A 17,245-nucleotide genomic window follows, 5' to 3' on the forward strand; every position below is an offset into this window, starting at 1 on the left:
CTCAAGCCTCGTCCCTTTAGGGATGGGGCTTTTTTGCGTTCAAAAAAAGAAAGGGAGTCATACACATGCCAGAAAATATTCATTTAACATTTCCAGATGGTGCAGTAAAAGAGTTCGAGGATGGCGTAACAACAGAAGAAATTGCGGGCTCCATCAGTCCCGGATTGCGTAAGAGCGCATTGGCGGGAAAAATTGGAGATCAACTGATCGATTTGAAATCACCAATTCATACAGATGGAGATATTAGTATCATTACTCCAACGTCAGATGAAGCATTGGAAATTCTGCGTCATAGTACGGCTCACCTTTTGGCACAAGCCGTCAAACGCAAATTCCCGGATGCGAAACTAGGAATAGGACCTACTATCGAAAATGGATTCTATTATGATATCGATTCGCCTACACCGATCACTGCAGAAGACTTACCCGAATTAGAAAAGGAAATGAAACGCATCATTGGCGAAAACTTGCCGATCATTCGTCACGATGTATCCCGTGCTGAAGCCGAAAAACGTTTCAAAGAAATTGATGATGAATACAAATTGGAACTTCTTGAAGCCATTCCTGAAGATCAACAAGTATCCATCTATGAACAAGGTGAATTTTTCGACTTATGCCGTGGTATCCACGTCCCATCTACAGGTAAACTGAAAGAATTTAAACTGTTAAGCATTGCAGGCGCTTATTGGAGAGGGAACTCTGATAACAAAATGCTTCAACGTATCTACGGAACAGCTTTCTTCAAAAAAGATGAGCTGAAAGAACATTTGCGTATGCTTGAAGAAGCGAAAGAACGGGATCACCGTAAAATCGGTAAAGAACTGAATCTCTTCACGAATTCACAAAAAGTTGGACAAGGTCTTCCACTATGGTTGCCTAAAGGCGCTACAATTCGACGCGTAGTAGAACGTTATATTGTAGATAAAGAAGAAAGACTAGGCTATCAGCACGTCTATACTCCAGTACTTGGAAGTGTAGAACTCTACAAAACTTCAGGTCACTGGGATCACTATCAAGATGGCATGTTCCCAACAATGAGTATGGACAACGAAGATCTCGTTTTACGTCCAATGAACTGTCCTCACCACATGATGATTTATAAAAATGGCATTCATTCGTATCGTAACTTGCCACTTCGTTTGGCGGAACTTGGCACGATGCACCGTTATGAAATGTCCGGTGCACTTTCAGGTCTTCAACGTGTTCGCGGAATGACATTGAATGATGCACATATCTTCGTGCGTCCTGATCAGATTAAAGAAGAGTTTAAACGTGTCGTTAGGTTGATCATTGAAGTATATAAAGACTTTAATATTAAAGATTATTCATTCCGTCTATCGTATCGTGATCCTGAAGATACAACGAAATATTTTGATGACGATGAAATGTGGGAACGTGCACAAACTATGTTAAAAGAAGCAATGGATGAGTTGGAGCTTCCGTATACAGAAGAAGAAGGCGAGGCAGCATTCTACGGTCCAAAATTGGATGTACAAGTAAAAACAGCGATTGGAATGGAAGAAACTCTTTCTACTGCGCAACTTGACTTCCTATTACCTGAGCGCTTCGACCTGACGTATATCGGTGAAGATGGTAAGCAACATCGCCCAGTCGTCATTCACAGAGGTGTTGTGTCAACCATGGAACGTTTTGTTGCCTTCTTAATTGAAGAATACAAAGGAGCTTTCCCAACATGGTTAGCACCGATTCAAGTAGAACTCATCCCAGTATCGCCTGACGTTCACTTTGATTATGCAGAGGAAATCAAAGAGAAATTGGCATTGGCTGGGTTCCGAGTAGACGTGGACAGCCGTGACGAAAAGATTGGTTATAAAATCCGTGAAGCACAAGTACAAAAGGTTCCGTACATGCTTGTACTAGGAGACCGTGAAATGGAAGCTGGCGAAGTCAATGTTCGTAAATACGGCGAACAGAAATCTGAAAGCATGTCATTCGACGCGTTCCTAGCGTTAATCAAGGAAGATGTGAAGAAGGATTAAGGATCGAGATGAAGTCGGTAGATTGAATGAAGACAAGGCATTGCGGATTCACGTTTCGATCAGACGCTTTTTCTTGTGCTCGTGCTGAACAGATCCGTCGGAAGTTTACGCCTTCTGTTCAATCAACTACTTTATTGAACTGTAACTAATTACGTTAAGTATTCCCACTAACTAAACGAAGGTGTCTTACAAGCGGTTGGCGATACATGCAGGAGCCAGCCGCAGACACCGAAGTGGATGTTAAGTCATTTTTCATTCAACTTTTCTAAAATAGTAAAAATAGTAGTTGCAATAGTCTCCATAACGCGCTATACTAAAAAAGTTGAATTAATTCAAACATAACTTGTGCATCCGACAATGGGATATGCAGAGTTATTGACACTAGATACTAAAGATGATATTATTAATAAGGTTAACTGAATACAGTTTGTGGTATAAGAAGAGGCTACCCGCTTCTCACCTGTTCGACGCAATGAAGTTGTTGCCAGGTTTGCACAATAAGTTTATATCTATGTGTACTGACATAGTATACTTACGCGGGTAGACAAATCATATTTGTCTACTTTTTTTATTTTGTAAAATGGATAGACCTATGGGACTTTGAAATCGGAATTTCCGATATACCAAAAACATGTATTCACGAGACAATATTCGGAGGTGGATTACTATTAGCAAAGACATGTACGTAAATGATGGTATCAGAGCACGTGAGTTGCGATTAATCGATCACAACGGCGAACAACTCGGTATCAAAACACGTAATGAAGCTTTAGAAATTGCTGCTCAAGCAAACCTGGACCTAGTTCTTGTTGCTCCACAAGCGAAGCCCCCAGTAGCTCGTGTTATGGACCATGGAAAGTTCAAGTTCGAACAGCAAAAGAAAGAGCGTGAAGTACGTAAGAATCAAAAGATCATCAACGTAAAAGAAGTTCGACTTAGCCCTACAATCGATGAGCATGATTTCCAAACGAAACTTCGTAACGGAATCAAGTTCCTGGAAAATGGGGATAAGGTGAAAGCTTCGATTCGTTTCCGCGGCCGTGCAATTACGCACAAAGAAATTGGCCAACGAGTTCTTGATCGCTTTGCAGAAGCTTGCAAAGAAGTCGCAACTGTTGAAGTTAAACCAAAAATGGAAGGTCGGAGCATGTTCTTAATACTTGCCCCACTTGCCGAAAAACAGTAACACGAACAATTTAGGAGGAACAGAACATGCCAAAAATGAAAACTCACCGCGGTTCCGCGAAACGTTTCAAAAGAACTGGAACTGGTAAATTAAAACGTGGCCGTGCTTACACAAGTCACCTATTTGCTAACAAATCTACGAAGGCTAAGCGTCACTTACGTAAGTCTTCACTAGTTTCTTCAGGCGATTACAAGCGTATTCGCGAAATGCTCACATACATGAAGTAAGACCGAACACACACTTAAAGGATAAGCAGGAGGTAATGCACTATGCCACGCGTAAAAGGTGGAACAGTAACGCGCAAGCGTCATAAAAAGGTATTGAAATTAGCAAAAGGTTATTTTGGTTCAAAACATAGACTTTATAAGGTAGCAAACCAACAGGTAATGAAATCTTATAACTATGCTTACCGTGACCGTCGTAACAAAAAACGTGATTTCCGTAGACTATGGATTACACGTATCAACGCGGCTGCTCGTGTGAATGGTATTTCATACAGCACATTAATGCACGGCTTGAAAGTAGCTGGCATCGATGTTAACCGTAAGATGCTTGCAGAACTTGCAGTGACAGATGCATCAGCATTTGCACAACTTGCAGAGACAGCAAAAAAATCTGTAGCAAAATAAGATGAACCAAAATCCACTTTCGTTTTCATTCTTATATGGAAATGAAGGTGGATTTTTTTCGTATGGAGGAATGGCTGAAATGGCACAAACTCTATTGATTTATATGGTCATCCTGTCACTCTGGGCGTTTTTGGCGATGGGGTACGATAAAAGACAAGCTAAAAAGAAAAAGCAACGTGTACCAGAACGAAATCTATGGTTATTGGCACTGCTTGGTGGTGGAGTAGGTGCGTACGTTGGCATGCAATTCTTTCATCACAAAACGAGAAAGACCCATTTCCGCATTGGATTTCTACTTCTAATGATGATCGACATCGTGTTGCTACTAGCGATATATGGCGTGAAATTCCCAACAACCGTTTCATTTTGATATAAAAAAGGAAATAGCTTTTCTTAGCTATTTCCATCCAATCAAGATTTCATTAATTGTTCAATTGGGTTCTTCCAATTGATCTCAGCATGGGGATAATTCGTTCGTACTTCGGATTCAAGAAAATGAAAATCTTCTTTTGTCATACCTTGCAATTTCGCTTCATTTTTTACCCAAATGAAAATGGAAACAACATCAAAAGAATCAGTCGTGGTGCCTAGATATTTCTCACCTTCAAACATCGCACCTTTATACGTAATAAAGAAGTTTTTACGGATATTTTTCACATCGTCATAAAAATAATATTGTTCTTTTTCATACGCTTCATCCAGCTTTCGCTTAGCATCTGTTAAATAGCGAATGCCGGCATAAAACAAATAAATAACCAATGCTATAATGAAGACGCGGATCAATAAAATCATGAAATCAGCTCCTGCAAACGATATAGTACTGTACTATACGGATGAGTATGGGAAAAGGTTTCATTTACTAGCGAAATGGTGGAGGAAATTTAATTGAAATTACATCAACTATTTGAAATGCAAAGAGCGCTCGATACATATATTCAAAAAAATCATCAAACGAATGAAACATTTACTGAAAGAGGTTTGGCATTATTAGTCGAACTTTCTGAGTTGGCTAACGAAACGCGTTGTTTTAAATTCTGGAGCACGAAAGGTCCTTCAGCTGACAGCGTTATTTTAGAAGAGTATGTGGATTCTATTCATTTCTTATTATCTTTAGGAATTGAAAAAGGCTTTGATGGATTGGAAGAATGGCCGGCAAGTGATACGAAAGATCAAAATTTGACACAGCAGTTTATTCAAACAGGTCAATCTATTTATGCATTCTTGGATTCATTAGCATTTGAAGATTATAAAAAAATCTGGGTAAACTACGGAGCGCTTGCGAATACGCTCGGTTTTACTGAAGAACAAATTATTCAAGCATATATAGATAAAAATGAAGAAAACTACGCACGTCAAAGAAGTGGATACTGAGCGGTATCATTAGCTTCACTGCCATTTTAACTATAGTAAAAGTTTCATAAATAAATAAATTGACAAAAAGACTGTTTTGATAATAAAATTAATACACTATAGGTCATACAGGGGGTATTTCGTTGAACGAATGGAGTAAGGATGATTTTGGACTGCGTTTAAAGGCACTGAGAGAACGTCGAGGACTATCGATGATGGCATTTGGAGCGGCAATTGGCACATCAGCTAGTCGAATTAAAGATTGGGAGCGCGGTAAGAACGCACCATCCGCTGCATGGATCGCTAAAATTTCAGAGCGTTTTTCTGTTTCTACCGATGAATTGATTATGGGTGAGGTAACATTTACTCCATATTTCAAAGCGACAGGTAATACAGTAGAATCACTTTATGATCGTCTTCGTGAAACGATGAATGTCGAATCCTCTGGTAAATGGCCAACAGAAATTGATGAGCTATATGCAGAAATCGATGCAGTGAATAAAGAGAAGTATCGTAGCGGAAAAGGACGTCGATCAGCTGAGAAAGAGCTGATGGAGTTGGCTATCCGTCTTCCTAAGAAAGATGTACTAGAATTGCTCGAGCTAGCTAAATACAAAAGACGCACACTATAAAAACGATGTCCCTTGAAGTGATTATACTTCGAGGGACATCGTTTTTTTTTATATGATAAGCAGAATGAGGAAATGGAAGCATCCGATCGAAACAGAAATCCCTTCCCAGATTCCATGTCAGCCATTTCCTATATTACAAAATAATGAATAATCAAATAGCGTGAAATGTAGGAAAATAGAATGAAATACGTTATGATAGAGTCGTAGATAAACCCAAGGAGGATGAGTTGATTGAAAGCATTCGTTCATGAAAATGGTGAGCTCCACTATACAGATATCGCCAATCCCTCAGCTGGAAATGGTGAAGTAATTGTCGCATTGAAAACAGCAGGACTTAATCGACGTGATACTGCTATACCGAAACGACGTGGAGATGCTAAAGAACCATTGGTAATGGGATCAGACGGCGCAGGCACGATTGAATCAATCGGAGAAGGTGTAACCGGTTGGAACATAGGAGACGAAGTAATTATTAATCCATCCCTTCGATGGTTCGAAGAAAGCGATGCGCCTCCAGTTGAGTTTGATATTTTAGGTATGCCGGATCATGGCACGTTTGCTGAGAAGATTTGCATATCTTCAGAACAGCTAGAGAAAAAGCCATCACATCTCACATGGAATGAATCTGCAGTTATCGCCCTAGCCGGACTTACAGGTTATCGTGCACTAGTGACGAGGGGGCGTATAGAAGAAGGGCAAACCGTCTTTATTCCTGGAGCAGGAAGTGGAGTCGCGACCTATATGATTCAATTTGCAAAGAAAATGGGAGCGCGTGTCATCGTGTCCTCAAGAAGTGAGGAAAAAAGAAATCACGCAATGAAAATCGGTGCAGATATAGCGATTGATACGAATAGTGATTGGCCAACAGAACTACAAGATGAACGTGTGGATCTTGTGATTGAGAGTGTGGGAAGGGCAACATTCAATCGTTCTCTTGAAATTCTAAAAAAAGGTGGTCGGATCGTAGTATTTGGTGCAACGACAGAAGATACCGTCGAACTGAACTTACGTGAATTCTTTTACGGTCAGTATTCGTTACTTGGCACTACGATGGGAAGTCGTGAAGAATTACGCGATATGTTAGCGTTAGTTGAAGAGCATCAAATCCATCCTGTTATTGATTCAGTGATTCCTCTTGAAAAAGCAAGTGAGGCATTTACTAGGCTGGATGACAGTGTACAATTCGGTAAAATCGTTTTAGCCATTTCAAAATAAACCATATACCCTGTATAGAAAGGCAGTGGAAGTAGTGACGAAAGAAGTAAAGACACTGACAGACCTGGAAATCGCTTCAAAAGCAATTATGCAACCAATTGAAGACATAGCAACCAAAGCAGGAATTCCCTTGGATGCATTGGAGCTATATGGTAAATATAAAGCAAAAATTAATGTAGACCTTATTCCCAAAAAAACTTCACAAGCAAAGATCGTACTCGTAACGGCTACAAGTCCAACACCAGCTGGAGAAGGAAAATCGACAGTGACAGTGGGTCTTGGTGATGCGCTTTCTCGTTTAGGTAAGAAAACTATGATTGCATTGCGTGAACCTTCATTAGGACCCGTAATGGGTATCAAAGGTGGAGCAACGGGTGGCGGCTTCTCCCAAGTTCTGCCTATGGAAGACATCAATTTGCACTTTACTGGAGACCTTCATGCCATTACAACGGTTAATAACGCGTTGAGCGCTATGATCGATAACCATTTGCATCAGGGCAATGTGCTAAATATCGATCCCCGTCGTATTACGTGGAAACGTGTCATGGATATGAATGACCGTGCGCTCCGCCATGTGACGATTGGTTTGGGTGGACCAGCGCAAGGCGTACCACGTGAAGATGGTTTTGATATTACAGTAGCATCCGAAATCATGGCCGTATTCTGTCTGGCGACTAGTTTACAAGACCTAAAAGAGCGCTTGTCCGAAATGGTGATCGGCTATACGTATGAAAAAGAAGCTGTGACTGTGCGTGATTTAGGCGTAGAGGGGGCATTGACGCTTCTTCTAAAAGATGCATTCAAACCAAATCTCGTTCAAACGATCGAAGGCACACCAGCTTTCATTCACGGTGGACCGTTTGCAAATATTGCCCATGGGTGTAACTCGTTGATTGCAACGAACACAGCGCGTAATCTGGCGGACTATGTCGTGACAGAAGCAGGATTTGGATCAGATTTAGGTGCAGAGAAATTTATGGATATCAAAGCGCGCATCGGTAAATTCCAGCCGGATGCAGTCGTTCTTGTAACAACAATTCGTGCGCTCAAAATGCATGGTGGAGTTGCGAAACAGGATTTAAAAGTAGAGAATAGTCAAGCTGTAGAAAATGGTTTAGTTAACTTACAAAAACATATTGAGACCATTCTGTCGTTCGGCGTACAACCTGTGGTCGCGCTCAATCGTTTCGTTCTGGACTCTGATAGTGAATTACAGAAAGTACAGAAGTGGTGTCAGGATAATAACGTGAAAATCGCTTTAACCGATGTGTGGCAAGATGGCGGAGCGGGCGGTGAGGCATTGGCGAAAGAAGTCCTGAAAGTGATGGAAGAGCCAAATAATTTCGCGCCGATTTATGAAGTAGAGCAATCCGTAGAAGAAAAACTCACAGCGATTGTTCAAAAGGTATATGGTGGTACGGGCATTTTATTTACCGATCAGGCAAAGAAAGATTTAGCCGAAATCAAAAAGAATGGCTGGGATTTGTTACCGGTCTGTATGGCAAAGACCCAGTATTCGTTTTCCGATGATCCAAAAAAAATAGGACGTCCAACAGACTTTTCAATCACAATCCGCAATATCTTACCGAAACTTGGAGCAGGTTTCTTAGTTTGTCTGACAGGCGACATTATGACTATGCCTGGTTTACCAAAAAATCCAGCAGCGCTCAATATGGATGTCGATTCGGCCGGTAATGCCAAAGGGTTAATGTAATTTCTAACTAGAGCAGTGAAATGATGAGCAAAGAGCCAAAACGGCTTTTTGTTTTTTGGTAAAAGTAGGTAAGTAAAAGAAATGATCAATATTCTTAATACCACTCGGTCGGATCATAAAAAGGATGTACAGAAAGTCGTCAACAGGACATTCTGTACATCCTTTTGTGTTCCTATAAAATCAAGAAATCTGATGATCAACAAGCCATTCGCCAATGAAATCCATTATCGATTCAACCGTTCCATCTTCGAATGGAGATCTTAAGTGGGCCGTTGTAACGAGTTCTAAAAATGATTTACTTCCGCCCAATTGACACAGTGCCAAATAATCTGTCCATGCTTCGTCGAAATCATGTAAAGATCGTTGCCAAAATTGAAGCGCACAAATTTGCGCCAAAGCATAATCAATATAATAAAACGGCGCTTCATAGATATGACCTTGTCTCTGCCAAAAACCGCCTTGTTCTAAATAGGGATGTCCATCATAATCCCGATTAGGTAAATAAATGGTTTCGATATCTTTCCATACTGCTTTACGTTCACTTGGTGTCATGTCAGGATTGTCATAGATGCGTTGCTGAAACTCATCCACCGCAACTCCATAAGGTAAAAACAATACACTTTCAAGTAAGTGTGCATAACGATAACGATCTGCATCGCTTCCAAAAAAGCGATCCATCCAGTACCAAGTGAAAAACTCCATACTCATCGAATGAATTTCTGCTGCTTCAGTCGTTGGCCAAATGTATTCCGGGATGCCAATTGAACGACTCGAATAGACTTGGAATGCATGGCCTGCTTCATGCGTCAAAACGTCAATATCACTTGAAGTTCCATTAAAATTAGAGAAGATGAACGGGGAATCATAATTATCTATAAATGTACAATAGCCGCCAGCTTCTTTGCCTCTTTTCGCCACCAAATCCAATAAGTTTTTACGTTTCATATAATCAAAAAAGCGTCCCGTTTCACGCGATAGCTCCTGATACATTTTTTGTCCATTTTCTACAATCCATTCAGGAGAACCTTTAGGTTGAGGGTTTCCCTCGGGGTAATGCAAAGGTTCATCATAAAACTTCATTTGAGAGATCCCGATTCTCCGACTTTGCATCCCACGAATCTTCTCAGCCAATGGTACTACATGTGTTCGAATCTGATCTCGGAAGTGTTTCATCATATGTGCATCATAGCCAATCCGGTCCATACGTATATATCCGAGTTCTGTAAAAGTTTTAAATCCGAGTGTTGTAGCGATTTCATGACGTACGGCAACGAGACGATCAAAAATTCTATCGAAATGATCTTCATTTGACGCATAGAAATCAGCAGTGGCATTCATAGCATCTTTTCTAACCGAGCGATCAAGTGACTCTTTAAATGGTCCAAGTTGTGCCAATGTCAGCGTTTTGCCGTGAAACTCGATTTGTGCTGAAGCTACGAGGTTCGAGTACTCGGAAACTAATTGGTTTTCTCGTTGTAAAAGAGGCAAGACTTCATCTGAATACGAATGAATGGCATTCTCCGCAAGCTTAAATAGCTGTGGCCCCCATTTATCTTCTAATTGTGCTCGGAAAGGCGTAGAGATTACAGCTTGGTAATAATCGCTTTGCAAGGCTTGAAATTGAGGCCCAATCACATCAAAATAATCCCGTTCATCTTGATAAAAGCTATCATTCGTATCAATTGAAGAACGGATATACATGATATTTTCCGCCGTACTAAAATCACTCGTCAACATGTTTAAATGCTCCATTATTTCAGCTTGATCATCAAATGAGTTTGCTTGCTTAAACTGTTCAAGTGCAGTCTTGAATTCTGTTTGTAGTTTTTCGATATCCGGGCGTGTATACTCATACTCTTCAAAAGTAAGCATTGCACTCCTCCTAGTTCGTATAGTGTGACTATCCCTCCATTTTCTAGCAACCAGTAAAGAAAAGCAAACTATTTATCGAAAGTGACGTTCATAAATTGCCACAATCTTATGAAATGATGTAGGATAGAGAGAGTAAACTCTAAGTGAGCGGGAAGAAGGAGAAATTGAATGCAAATAGTAAATGGTAAAGTACAAGAACTGGTGGATCCAACAGGTATAATCGATGGTCAGCGCTACGAATTTCTTTTGACAGTTAAGTTAGATGAAGAAGATGAACTGTTTAATGAAGAGGGTACTGGCTTACGTATGCTATATTCTGTGAAGGATGGCGAGCGAAAGATGCTTACGTACCAATTTTATGAATTGGCAACGGAAAGCCCATTCGACGTGGAATGGGACGAAGAAGAACAAGCATCAGCAGAGCAATACTGCAATGAACATTTTCCGGAAATCTAAATACAAATTAGATGTTATTCTCTTTAGAATAAGGGATAATAGACCAGTGAAACATAAGTGGTACACCCCAATAGCTTATCATTAAAGAATTAATTATAGGAGTGTTTTAAATGAATCATGAAATAGTGGATATTACGATTATCGGCGGCGGCCCAACTGGATTGTTTTCTTCGTTCTACGCGGGTATGCGGGAGATGTCTGTCAAAATTATCGATAGTTTACCACAGCTTGGCGGCCAGTTGATCGAGCTATATCCTGATAAATACATTTATGATGTTGGCGGATTCCCTAAAGTTTTAGCAAAGGATTTAGTGGCAAACTTAGTGACGCAAGCGCATTATGCAAAACCTGAAATTTGTTTAGGGGAAGCAGCATTGTCCTTCGAAAAGAAGGATGATCACTTTGTTTTAACGACAGACAAAGGACAACATTTGACACGGACCATATTATTGACCGCAGGAATCGGGGCTTTTCAACCACGTAAAATCGGTTTGAAAGAAGAACCAACTTTTGAAGGCAAAACATTGCATTACGGTATTAAAGACTTGTCCATGTTTAAAGATCAGAATATCTGTGTGTGTGGCGGGGGAGACTCTGCACTGGACTGGGCATTGATGCTTGAAGATATCGCAAGTGAGGTAACACTAGTTCACCGTAGAGAACGTTTTACTGCGCATGAAACAAGTGTCAATCAACTACACGAATCTAGTGTGAATGTTTTAACATCACACGCTATAAGTGAGTTACATGGCGATGGAGACACGTTGGATAAAGTCATTCTAAAGGAAAAAGACGGTAGCGTGAAAGAACTCACATTCGATCATGTTGTAGTCAATTACGGCAATATTTCTTCACTTGGCCCATTGAAAGACTGGGGTTTAGAAATGGATCGTAATTCTATTAAAGTGAACTCTCGCATGGAGACGAATATCGAAGGCATTTATGCTGCTGGTGACGTCACAACATACGATGGCAAAGTGAAATTGATTGCGGTAGGTATGGGTGAAGCACCAGTTGCAATCAGCCACGCGAAAGCATTCATAGATCCAAAAGCAAAAGTACAACCGTTGCACAGTACGAGCGTATTCGGTTAATAAAATAGTCTGCGCCTTGTATGGAAAGTTTTTCACTGTACAAGATGTTTTTTATGCCAGTAATATAAAAGGCTATCCTGAGAATTTCTCGGGATAGCCTTTTATCATTGCGACCTGGTTAGTGTTTCGTTGTTTTATAATCAGCGACCTTGACCAGTTGTTTACCTACATTGCTTCCATCGAATAAACCAAGAAACGCATCTGGAATATTGTCGAAGCCTTCAACGATGGTTTCTTCATACTTCAGCTTGCCTTCTGATAGCCATTTACTTAAATCAGCTGATGCAGTAGCGAAGTCTGCTGCATAATCTCCTACGGTAAAGCCTTTCATCAAAGCGCTTGTTTTGATCATCATAGTTTGAAGACGCGGACCGATGTCTTGTTGTTCTTTATTGTAAGATGAAATAGCACCGCATAGTGCAATTCGCGCATGTTTATTTAGTAATGTAAAGACTGCATCTGTCACATCGCCACCGACATTGTCAAAATAGACATCCACACCGTCAGTTGCAGCTTTGGCCAAGTCTTCTTTAAAGCTATCCAGTTTATAATTGACTGCCTCATCAAAGCCGAGCTCATTTTTTAAGTACTCGATCTTTTCTTGTGAACCTGCAATTCCTATCACTTTGGCACCTTTCATTTTGGCGATTTGGCCTACTGCCGAACCGACTGCGCCAGCGGCACCAGAAACGACGACTGTTTCACCTGGTTGTGGTTTACCGATATCAAGTAACCCGAAGTATGCAGTGAGACCTGTCATGCCAAGGATCCCTAAATGTGTAGAAATGGGGGCAATGTTGGGATCGATTTTACGAACTTCTTTCTCGGAAGCGGCCGTATATTCTGCCCAATTCAAGTTACCCACAACAACATCTCCAGCTTTAAATGAATCAGAAGTAGATTTCGTGACTTCGCCAACGACTCCACCGGCAATCACTTCATCTAGTTTAAATGGGGGGATATAAGATTTTGCATCTATCATTCTTCCTCGCATGTATGGGTCAACTGATACATATAGCGTACGAACCAGAACTTCATGATCTTTTAGTTGAGGCATAGGCTTTTCCACAAAATTGAAAGTGTCCATAGTAGGCAAGCCTTTTGGTCTGTTAGCTAAATGAATTTCTCTTTGCATCTCTAGTGTCATAGTAATTCCTCCTGTTTTCATGTATATTTCAACTGTTAAACTAACTAAAAGTAAGCTTAAGTTTAAGGGTACTAGGATGCAGTACTGATGTCAATCAATTGCACTAAGAAGAAAATTTCAACCTTCTATATAGCAACAGATCAAGTTTTTTCATTTGAATATATCACCAACTATATAGAACAATTATTGATTTGAGTGGACATTTTCTTGACGTCAAAGTAGAGTAGAGACGTAGACTTTCTGAAAAATTAATGAACTAGTCGTAAAGGAGCTAACCAGATGAAAAAGGTTTTGGTTGTGGAAGATGAACAATCGATAGCTACTCTTTTGCAATACAACTTGGAGCAGGCAGGATACACCGTTTGCATAGCACGAGATGGCAATGCAGCAATTTCTATGACGCTTTCCGAAGAACCAGATTTATTGTTGCTCGATATTATGCTACCTGGCATGGATGGCATGGACGTATGCAAGAAACTTCGTCAGGAAAAAATTCATACACCTATTTTAATGTTGACGGCGAAGGGCGATGAATTTGATAAAGTGCTTGGGCTCGAACTTGGAGCAGATGACTACCTAACAAAACCATTTAGTCCACGAGAGGTGCTTGCGCGTGTGAAAGCCATCTTGCGCAGAATTGAGTTACAGAATTCTACACAAGAAAAAGAACTGGGAACGGAACTAAGTCATGGACGTTTACTAGTTTATCCAGATCGAATTGAAGCCTTTTTGGATGGAAGCCCTTTAGAATTGACTCCAAAAGAATTTGAACTACTTTTATACTTAATGCGACATTCAGGTAAAGTACTACACCGTGAGCAGTTGCTAAATGCGATATGGAATTATGACTACACTGGAGATTCTCGTATCGTAGATGTTCATATTAGTCACCTTAGGGAGAAAATTGAACGAGATACAAAAAGTCCGGTCTATATTAAGACTGTCAGAGGATTTGGTTATAAATTTGAAGAAGAGATAAACTGAATATTTTAGATACATACGAAGGCTGAAGACGAATCCATACAGGGTTGTGTCTTTGGCTTTTTATATTACAGAGATCCAGGGAATGATCTTTCTACACACAACCTTTACACAACCTTTACGTTTCATCCATCAGCCTTTAATATTCATTGTTTATAGTAAAGAAGCAGTAGAAAGTTACTACTTAAACGAAATATCTTAGGGGGCACAGTGATGAGGAAACGTAATCGAATAACTGTATTGGCATTTGTTTTACTTTGTACGTGGGTGATCGCAGCTTGTAGTAGTCCGAAAGCAAGTGATGATGAAAAGGAAGAAGCCAAACAACAAACTGAACCCATCACAGCAGTAGGGTCTAGTGCACTACAACCTTTAGTTGAAGCTGCAGCACAGCAGTTTGCGTTAAAAAATCCAGGCTCGGTTATAAATGTCCAAGGTGGAGGAAGCGGTACTGGGTTAAGTAAAATTAGCGAAGGGGCAGTAGATATTGGAAACTCGGATATATTCGCGGAAGAAAAAGAAGGCGTGGACGCGGGTAGCTTAGTCGACCATAAAGTTGCGGTGGTTGGAATGGGTCCAGTAAGTCATCCAGAAACGGGTGTAGAAGATGTTACGACTGAAGAATTGATTGGAATCTTTACAGGAGAAATCACAAACTGGAAAGAGCTTGGCGGGGTGGATCAAGAAATAATGGTGATCAACCGTGCAAAAGGATCCGGAACACGCGCTACTTTTGAAGCATTAGTATTGCAAGGAAAACAACCACTCGAGGCACAAGAACAAGATTCTTCGGGTACGGTAAGAAAAATTGTCAGTGAAACGCCGGGAGCAATCAGCTACTTAGCATTTTCTTACTTCGATGAAACGACTACAGCTCTACGGGTTAATGGCGTGACGCCAAACCAAGAAAATGTTGAATCAAATAAATGGGAAATTTGGGCTTACCAGCATATGTATACAAATGGGGAAGCAAAGGGTCTCGCAAAAGACTTGATCGATTATATACTTTCCGATGAGGTACAGGAAACTATACTTCCCGAAATGGACTACTTACCGGTAACGGGGATGCAAGTAGAGCGAGATGCGGAAGGAACTGTTACGAAAAAATGATAGAAACGTGTAAATTCCTCCTATCTCGAAAGGAGCGTACATGATGGCGAAGACGATCAAAGAGATAGAACATCCATTGTACAGAAAAAGTAGTAAAATGCGTACAGAGCGATTCGGAAAATCACTTACTTTCCTCGCAGTGGTCTTGACTGCAGCCATCACTGCAGCCATTCTATTTCTAGTTTTTTCAAAAGGTTTATCTACATTCATTATGAATGATGGTAGTGTGAAAGACTTTTTTACAGGTACGACGTGGAACCCAGCGGAAGTAAATTCCCTAGGCAAACCTATTATCGGGGCCTTGCCATTTATAGTAGGTTCATTGGCGATTACAGGAATATCCGCTTTAATTGCTGGACCACTTGCGATTGGCGCAGCCATTTTCATGAGCGAGATTGCGCCAAATGCAGGTAAGAGAATCATGCAGCCTGTGATCGAGTTGTTAGTAGGTATTCCTTCAGTTGTTTATGGATTTATTGGATTAAGTGTCGTCGTACCTTTTTTACGCGATCTATTTCCAGGTAGCGGATTTGGTATCGCAGCGGGTACTATTGTGTTATCTGTCATGATTTTACCGACAGTCACGAGTTTAGCACTAGACGCTATTCAGTCAGTTCCACGTTCATTGCGTGAAGCATCGCTGGCGCTAGGTTCAACCAGATGGCAAATGATTTGTAAAGTTGTATTGAAAACTGCGAAACCTGGCCTACTGATGGCTATCATTTTCGGAATGGCGCGAGCATTTGGTGAAGCTCTAGCAGTTCAGATGGTTATTGGGAATGCGTCTGTCATTCCACATTCATTATTTGAACCAGCCTCCACGATTACTAGTATTTTAACAATGGGCATGGGATATACAGTGATGGGACAAGTGGAAAATAATGCGCTCTGGTCACTAGCGCTTATACTTTTACTGATGTCGCTATTCTTCACGATTATAGTACGAATGATTGGAAAGGGGAAAAGTACGTAATGTCAGCTAAAAGTACAGATCGGCTCGCTACGGCTGGGCTATACGTCATTGTAGGCATCATCATTACAGTTTTGGCAGGCTTGCTTGGATTTGTCTTTGTAAAAGGTATTCCTCAGCTGAGCTGGCAATTCATTACGACACCTCCTCAGATTTTCAAAGAAGGTGGCGGAGTGGGACCTCAATTATTCAACTCCTTTTATTTACTCGTTTTGACACTGATGATTGCAGTGCCGATTGCGATTGGTGCAGGGATTTATTTAGCTGAGTATGCGAGGGACCACTGGATCATTCGTTGTATTCGCGTACTGATTGAAGTGCTATCTTCATTACCATCTATAGTAGTAGGATTATTCGGATTCCTCTTTTTCGTTTTGTATATGGGCTGGGGTTTTTCGATTTTATCCGGTGCCTTTGCACTTTCACTATTCAATCTACCTTTGCTCGTACGAGTTGTAGAACAATCTATTCGTAACATACCGAAATCACAACGCGAAGCAGGATGGGCGCTTGGTTTTTCAAAATGGGAAACGATTACGACCATCATACTTCCAGCAGCACTTCCTGGCATCGTGACGGGTGTCATATTAGCATCAGGAAGAGTATTCGGTGAGGCGGCTGCTTTGATTTACACAGCAGGAATGAGCACACCGATTATAGATTTCACCAATTGGAATCCGTTGTCCCCAACATCTCCTTTAAATCCATTTAGGCCGGCTGAAACATTGGCCGTTCACATTTGGAAAATTAACGGTGAAGGTATTATGCCAGACGCAGCAGCAATCTCTGACGGAGCAGCGGCATTATTGATCATCTCGATTTTATTCTTTAATTTCACATCACGCTTTATCGGGAACTTGATGTTTAAAAAAATGGGTGCCAATTAAAG

The 17,245-nt window shown here is 40.8% G+C and carries 18 protein-coding genes and 1 other annotated feature (1 of these 19 running past the window's edge); of the genes, 15 read left to right on the forward strand and 3 right to left on the reverse strand.

Annotated features, from left to right (window positions below; translation table 11 throughout):
- Positions 1 to 19, forward strand: a binding site (T-box leader) (it extends 212 nt beyond the left edge of the window).
- A gap of 46 nt (positions 20 to 65) precedes the next feature.
- The 5 genes from thrS to CSV75_RS01270 all read left to right on the forward strand — a co-directional run bounded on the left by thrS (position 66) and on the right by CSV75_RS01270 (position 4,185).
- Positions 66 to 2,000, forward strand: coding sequence for a threonine--tRNA ligase (thrS, locus tag CSV75_RS01250; protein ID WP_099674412.1), 1,935 nt, complete (start codon positions 66 to 68; stop codon positions 1,998 to 2,000).
- A 631-nt stretch (positions 2,001 to 2,631) separates the two neighbouring features.
- Complete coding sequence (infC, locus tag CSV75_RS01255) at positions 2,632 to 3,186, forward strand: translation initiation factor IF-3 (protein ID WP_099629673.1); 555 nt, start codon at positions 2,632 to 2,634, stop codon at positions 3,184 to 3,186.
- Between the two features lie 26 nt (positions 3,187 to 3,212).
- Positions 3,213 to 3,413, forward strand: coding sequence for a 50S ribosomal protein L35 (gene rpmI, locus CSV75_RS01260; protein ID WP_099629674.1), 201 nt, complete (start codon positions 3,213 to 3,215; stop codon positions 3,411 to 3,413).
- A 42-nt stretch (positions 3,414 to 3,455) separates the two neighbouring features.
- Positions 3,456 to 3,815, forward strand: coding sequence for a 50S ribosomal protein L20 (rplT, locus tag CSV75_RS01265; protein ID WP_085131190.1), 360 nt, complete (start codon positions 3,456 to 3,458; stop codon positions 3,813 to 3,815).
- Positions 3,816 to 3,894: 79 nt separating this feature from the next.
- Positions 3,895 to 4,185 (forward strand): DUF1294 domain-containing protein, encoded by a 291-nt coding sequence (locus CSV75_RS01270; RefSeq protein ID WP_099675309.1) that lies wholly within the window; start codon positions 3,895 to 3,897, stop codon positions 4,183 to 4,185.
- Positions 4,186 to 4,226: 41 nt separating this feature from the next.
- Here CSV75_RS01270 and CSV75_RS01275 read toward each other — a convergent pair whose 3' ends face one another.
- Positions 4,227 to 4,607: a sigma-w pathway protein ysdB gene (locus tag CSV75_RS01275; RefSeq protein WP_099674413.1), complete on the reverse strand. Its 381-nt coding sequence runs from the start codon at positions 4,605 to 4,607 to the stop codon at positions 4,227 to 4,229.
- A gap of 93 nt (positions 4,608 to 4,700) precedes the next feature.
- Between CSV75_RS01275 and CSV75_RS01280 the strand changes: the two genes are divergently transcribed.
- The 4 genes from CSV75_RS01280 (at position 4,701) to CSV75_RS01295 (ending at position 8,726) form a co-directional block, all read left to right on the forward strand.
- Positions 4,701 to 5,186: a dUTP diphosphatase gene (locus CSV75_RS01280; RefSeq protein WP_099629677.1), complete on the forward strand. Its 486-nt coding sequence runs from the start codon at positions 4,701 to 4,703 to the stop codon at positions 5,184 to 5,186.
- Between the two features lie 122 nt (positions 5,187 to 5,308).
- Positions 5,309 to 5,797 carry a helix-turn-helix domain-containing protein gene (locus CSV75_RS01285; RefSeq protein WP_051210452.1) on the forward strand — a complete coding sequence of 163 codons (489 nt, stop codon included), beginning with the start codon at positions 5,309 to 5,311 and terminating at the stop codon, positions 5,795 to 5,797.
- Between the two features lie 231 nt (positions 5,798 to 6,028).
- Positions 6,029 to 7,012: a zinc-binding dehydrogenase gene (locus tag CSV75_RS01290; RefSeq protein ID WP_099674414.1), complete on the forward strand. Its 984-nt coding sequence runs from the start codon at positions 6,029 to 6,031 to the stop codon at positions 7,010 to 7,012.
- A gap of 34 nt (positions 7,013 to 7,046) precedes the next feature.
- A complete protein-coding gene (locus CSV75_RS01295) occupies positions 7,047 to 8,726 on the forward strand; it encodes a formate--tetrahydrofolate ligase (RefSeq protein ID WP_099674415.1) in 1,680 nt (559 codons plus the stop codon).
- 180 nt (positions 8,727 to 8,906) lie between these two features.
- Here CSV75_RS01295 and CSV75_RS01300 read toward each other — a convergent pair whose 3' ends face one another.
- A complete protein-coding gene (locus CSV75_RS01300; protein ID WP_099674416.1) occupies positions 8,907 to 10,598 on the reverse strand; it encodes a M3 family oligoendopeptidase in 1,692 nt (563 codons plus the stop codon).
- Positions 10,599 to 10,766: 168 nt separating this feature from the next.
- Between CSV75_RS01300 and CSV75_RS01305 the strand changes: the two genes are divergently transcribed.
- Together CSV75_RS01305 and CSV75_RS01310 are read left to right on the forward strand one after the other, a co-directional pair.
- Positions 10,767 to 11,054, forward strand: coding sequence for a DUF6509 family protein (locus tag CSV75_RS01305; protein WP_099636457.1), 288 nt, complete (start codon positions 10,767 to 10,769; stop codon positions 11,052 to 11,054).
- Positions 11,055 to 11,164: 110 nt separating this feature from the next.
- A complete protein-coding gene (locus CSV75_RS01310) occupies positions 11,165 to 12,148 on the forward strand; it encodes an NAD(P)/FAD-dependent oxidoreductase (RefSeq protein ID WP_099636458.1) in 984 nt (327 codons plus the stop codon).
- Between the two features lie 118 nt (positions 12,149 to 12,266).
- Here the strand turns inward: CSV75_RS01310 and CSV75_RS01315 are convergent, their stop codons facing one another.
- Positions 12,267 to 13,295 (reverse strand): NADP-dependent oxidoreductase, encoded by a 1,029-nt coding sequence (locus CSV75_RS01315; protein ID WP_233191561.1) that lies wholly within the window; start codon positions 13,293 to 13,295, stop codon positions 12,267 to 12,269.
- A 279-nt stretch (positions 13,296 to 13,574) separates the two neighbouring features.
- Here CSV75_RS01315 and CSV75_RS01320 point away from each other — a divergent pair, with 279 nt between their 5' ends.
- From CSV75_RS01320 to pstA, 4 genes are all read left to right on the forward strand, one after another.
- Entirely contained in the window at positions 13,575 to 14,279 is a 705-nt protein-coding gene (locus CSV75_RS01320; RefSeq protein ID WP_099674417.1) for a response regulator transcription factor, read from the forward strand.
- 210 nt (positions 14,280 to 14,489) lie between these two features.
- The gene (locus CSV75_RS01325) at positions 14,490 to 15,386 is read left to right on the forward strand and encodes a phosphate ABC transporter substrate-binding protein PstS family protein (RefSeq protein WP_099674418.1); all 897 of its coding nucleotides are present in this window, start codon (positions 14,490 to 14,492) and stop codon (positions 15,384 to 15,386) included.
- Positions 15,387 to 15,429: 43 nt separating this feature from the next.
- A complete protein-coding gene (gene pstC, locus CSV75_RS01330; RefSeq protein WP_099672475.1) occupies positions 15,430 to 16,359 on the forward strand; it encodes a phosphate ABC transporter permease subunit PstC in 930 nt (309 codons plus the stop codon).
- Positions 16,359 to 17,243 carry a phosphate ABC transporter permease PstA gene (pstA, locus tag CSV75_RS01335; protein WP_099629687.1) on the forward strand — a complete coding sequence of 295 codons (885 nt, stop codon included), beginning with the start codon at positions 16,359 to 16,361 and terminating at the stop codon, positions 17,241 to 17,243. Before pstC ends, pstA begins: the two co-directional genes overlap by 1 nt.
- Positions 17,244 to 17,245 lie beyond the last annotated feature (2 nt).

This window comes from Sporosarcina sp. P18a, from assembly GCF_002743135.1.
Lineage (GTDB): Bacteria > Bacillota > Bacilli > Bacillales_A > Planococcaceae > Sporosarcina.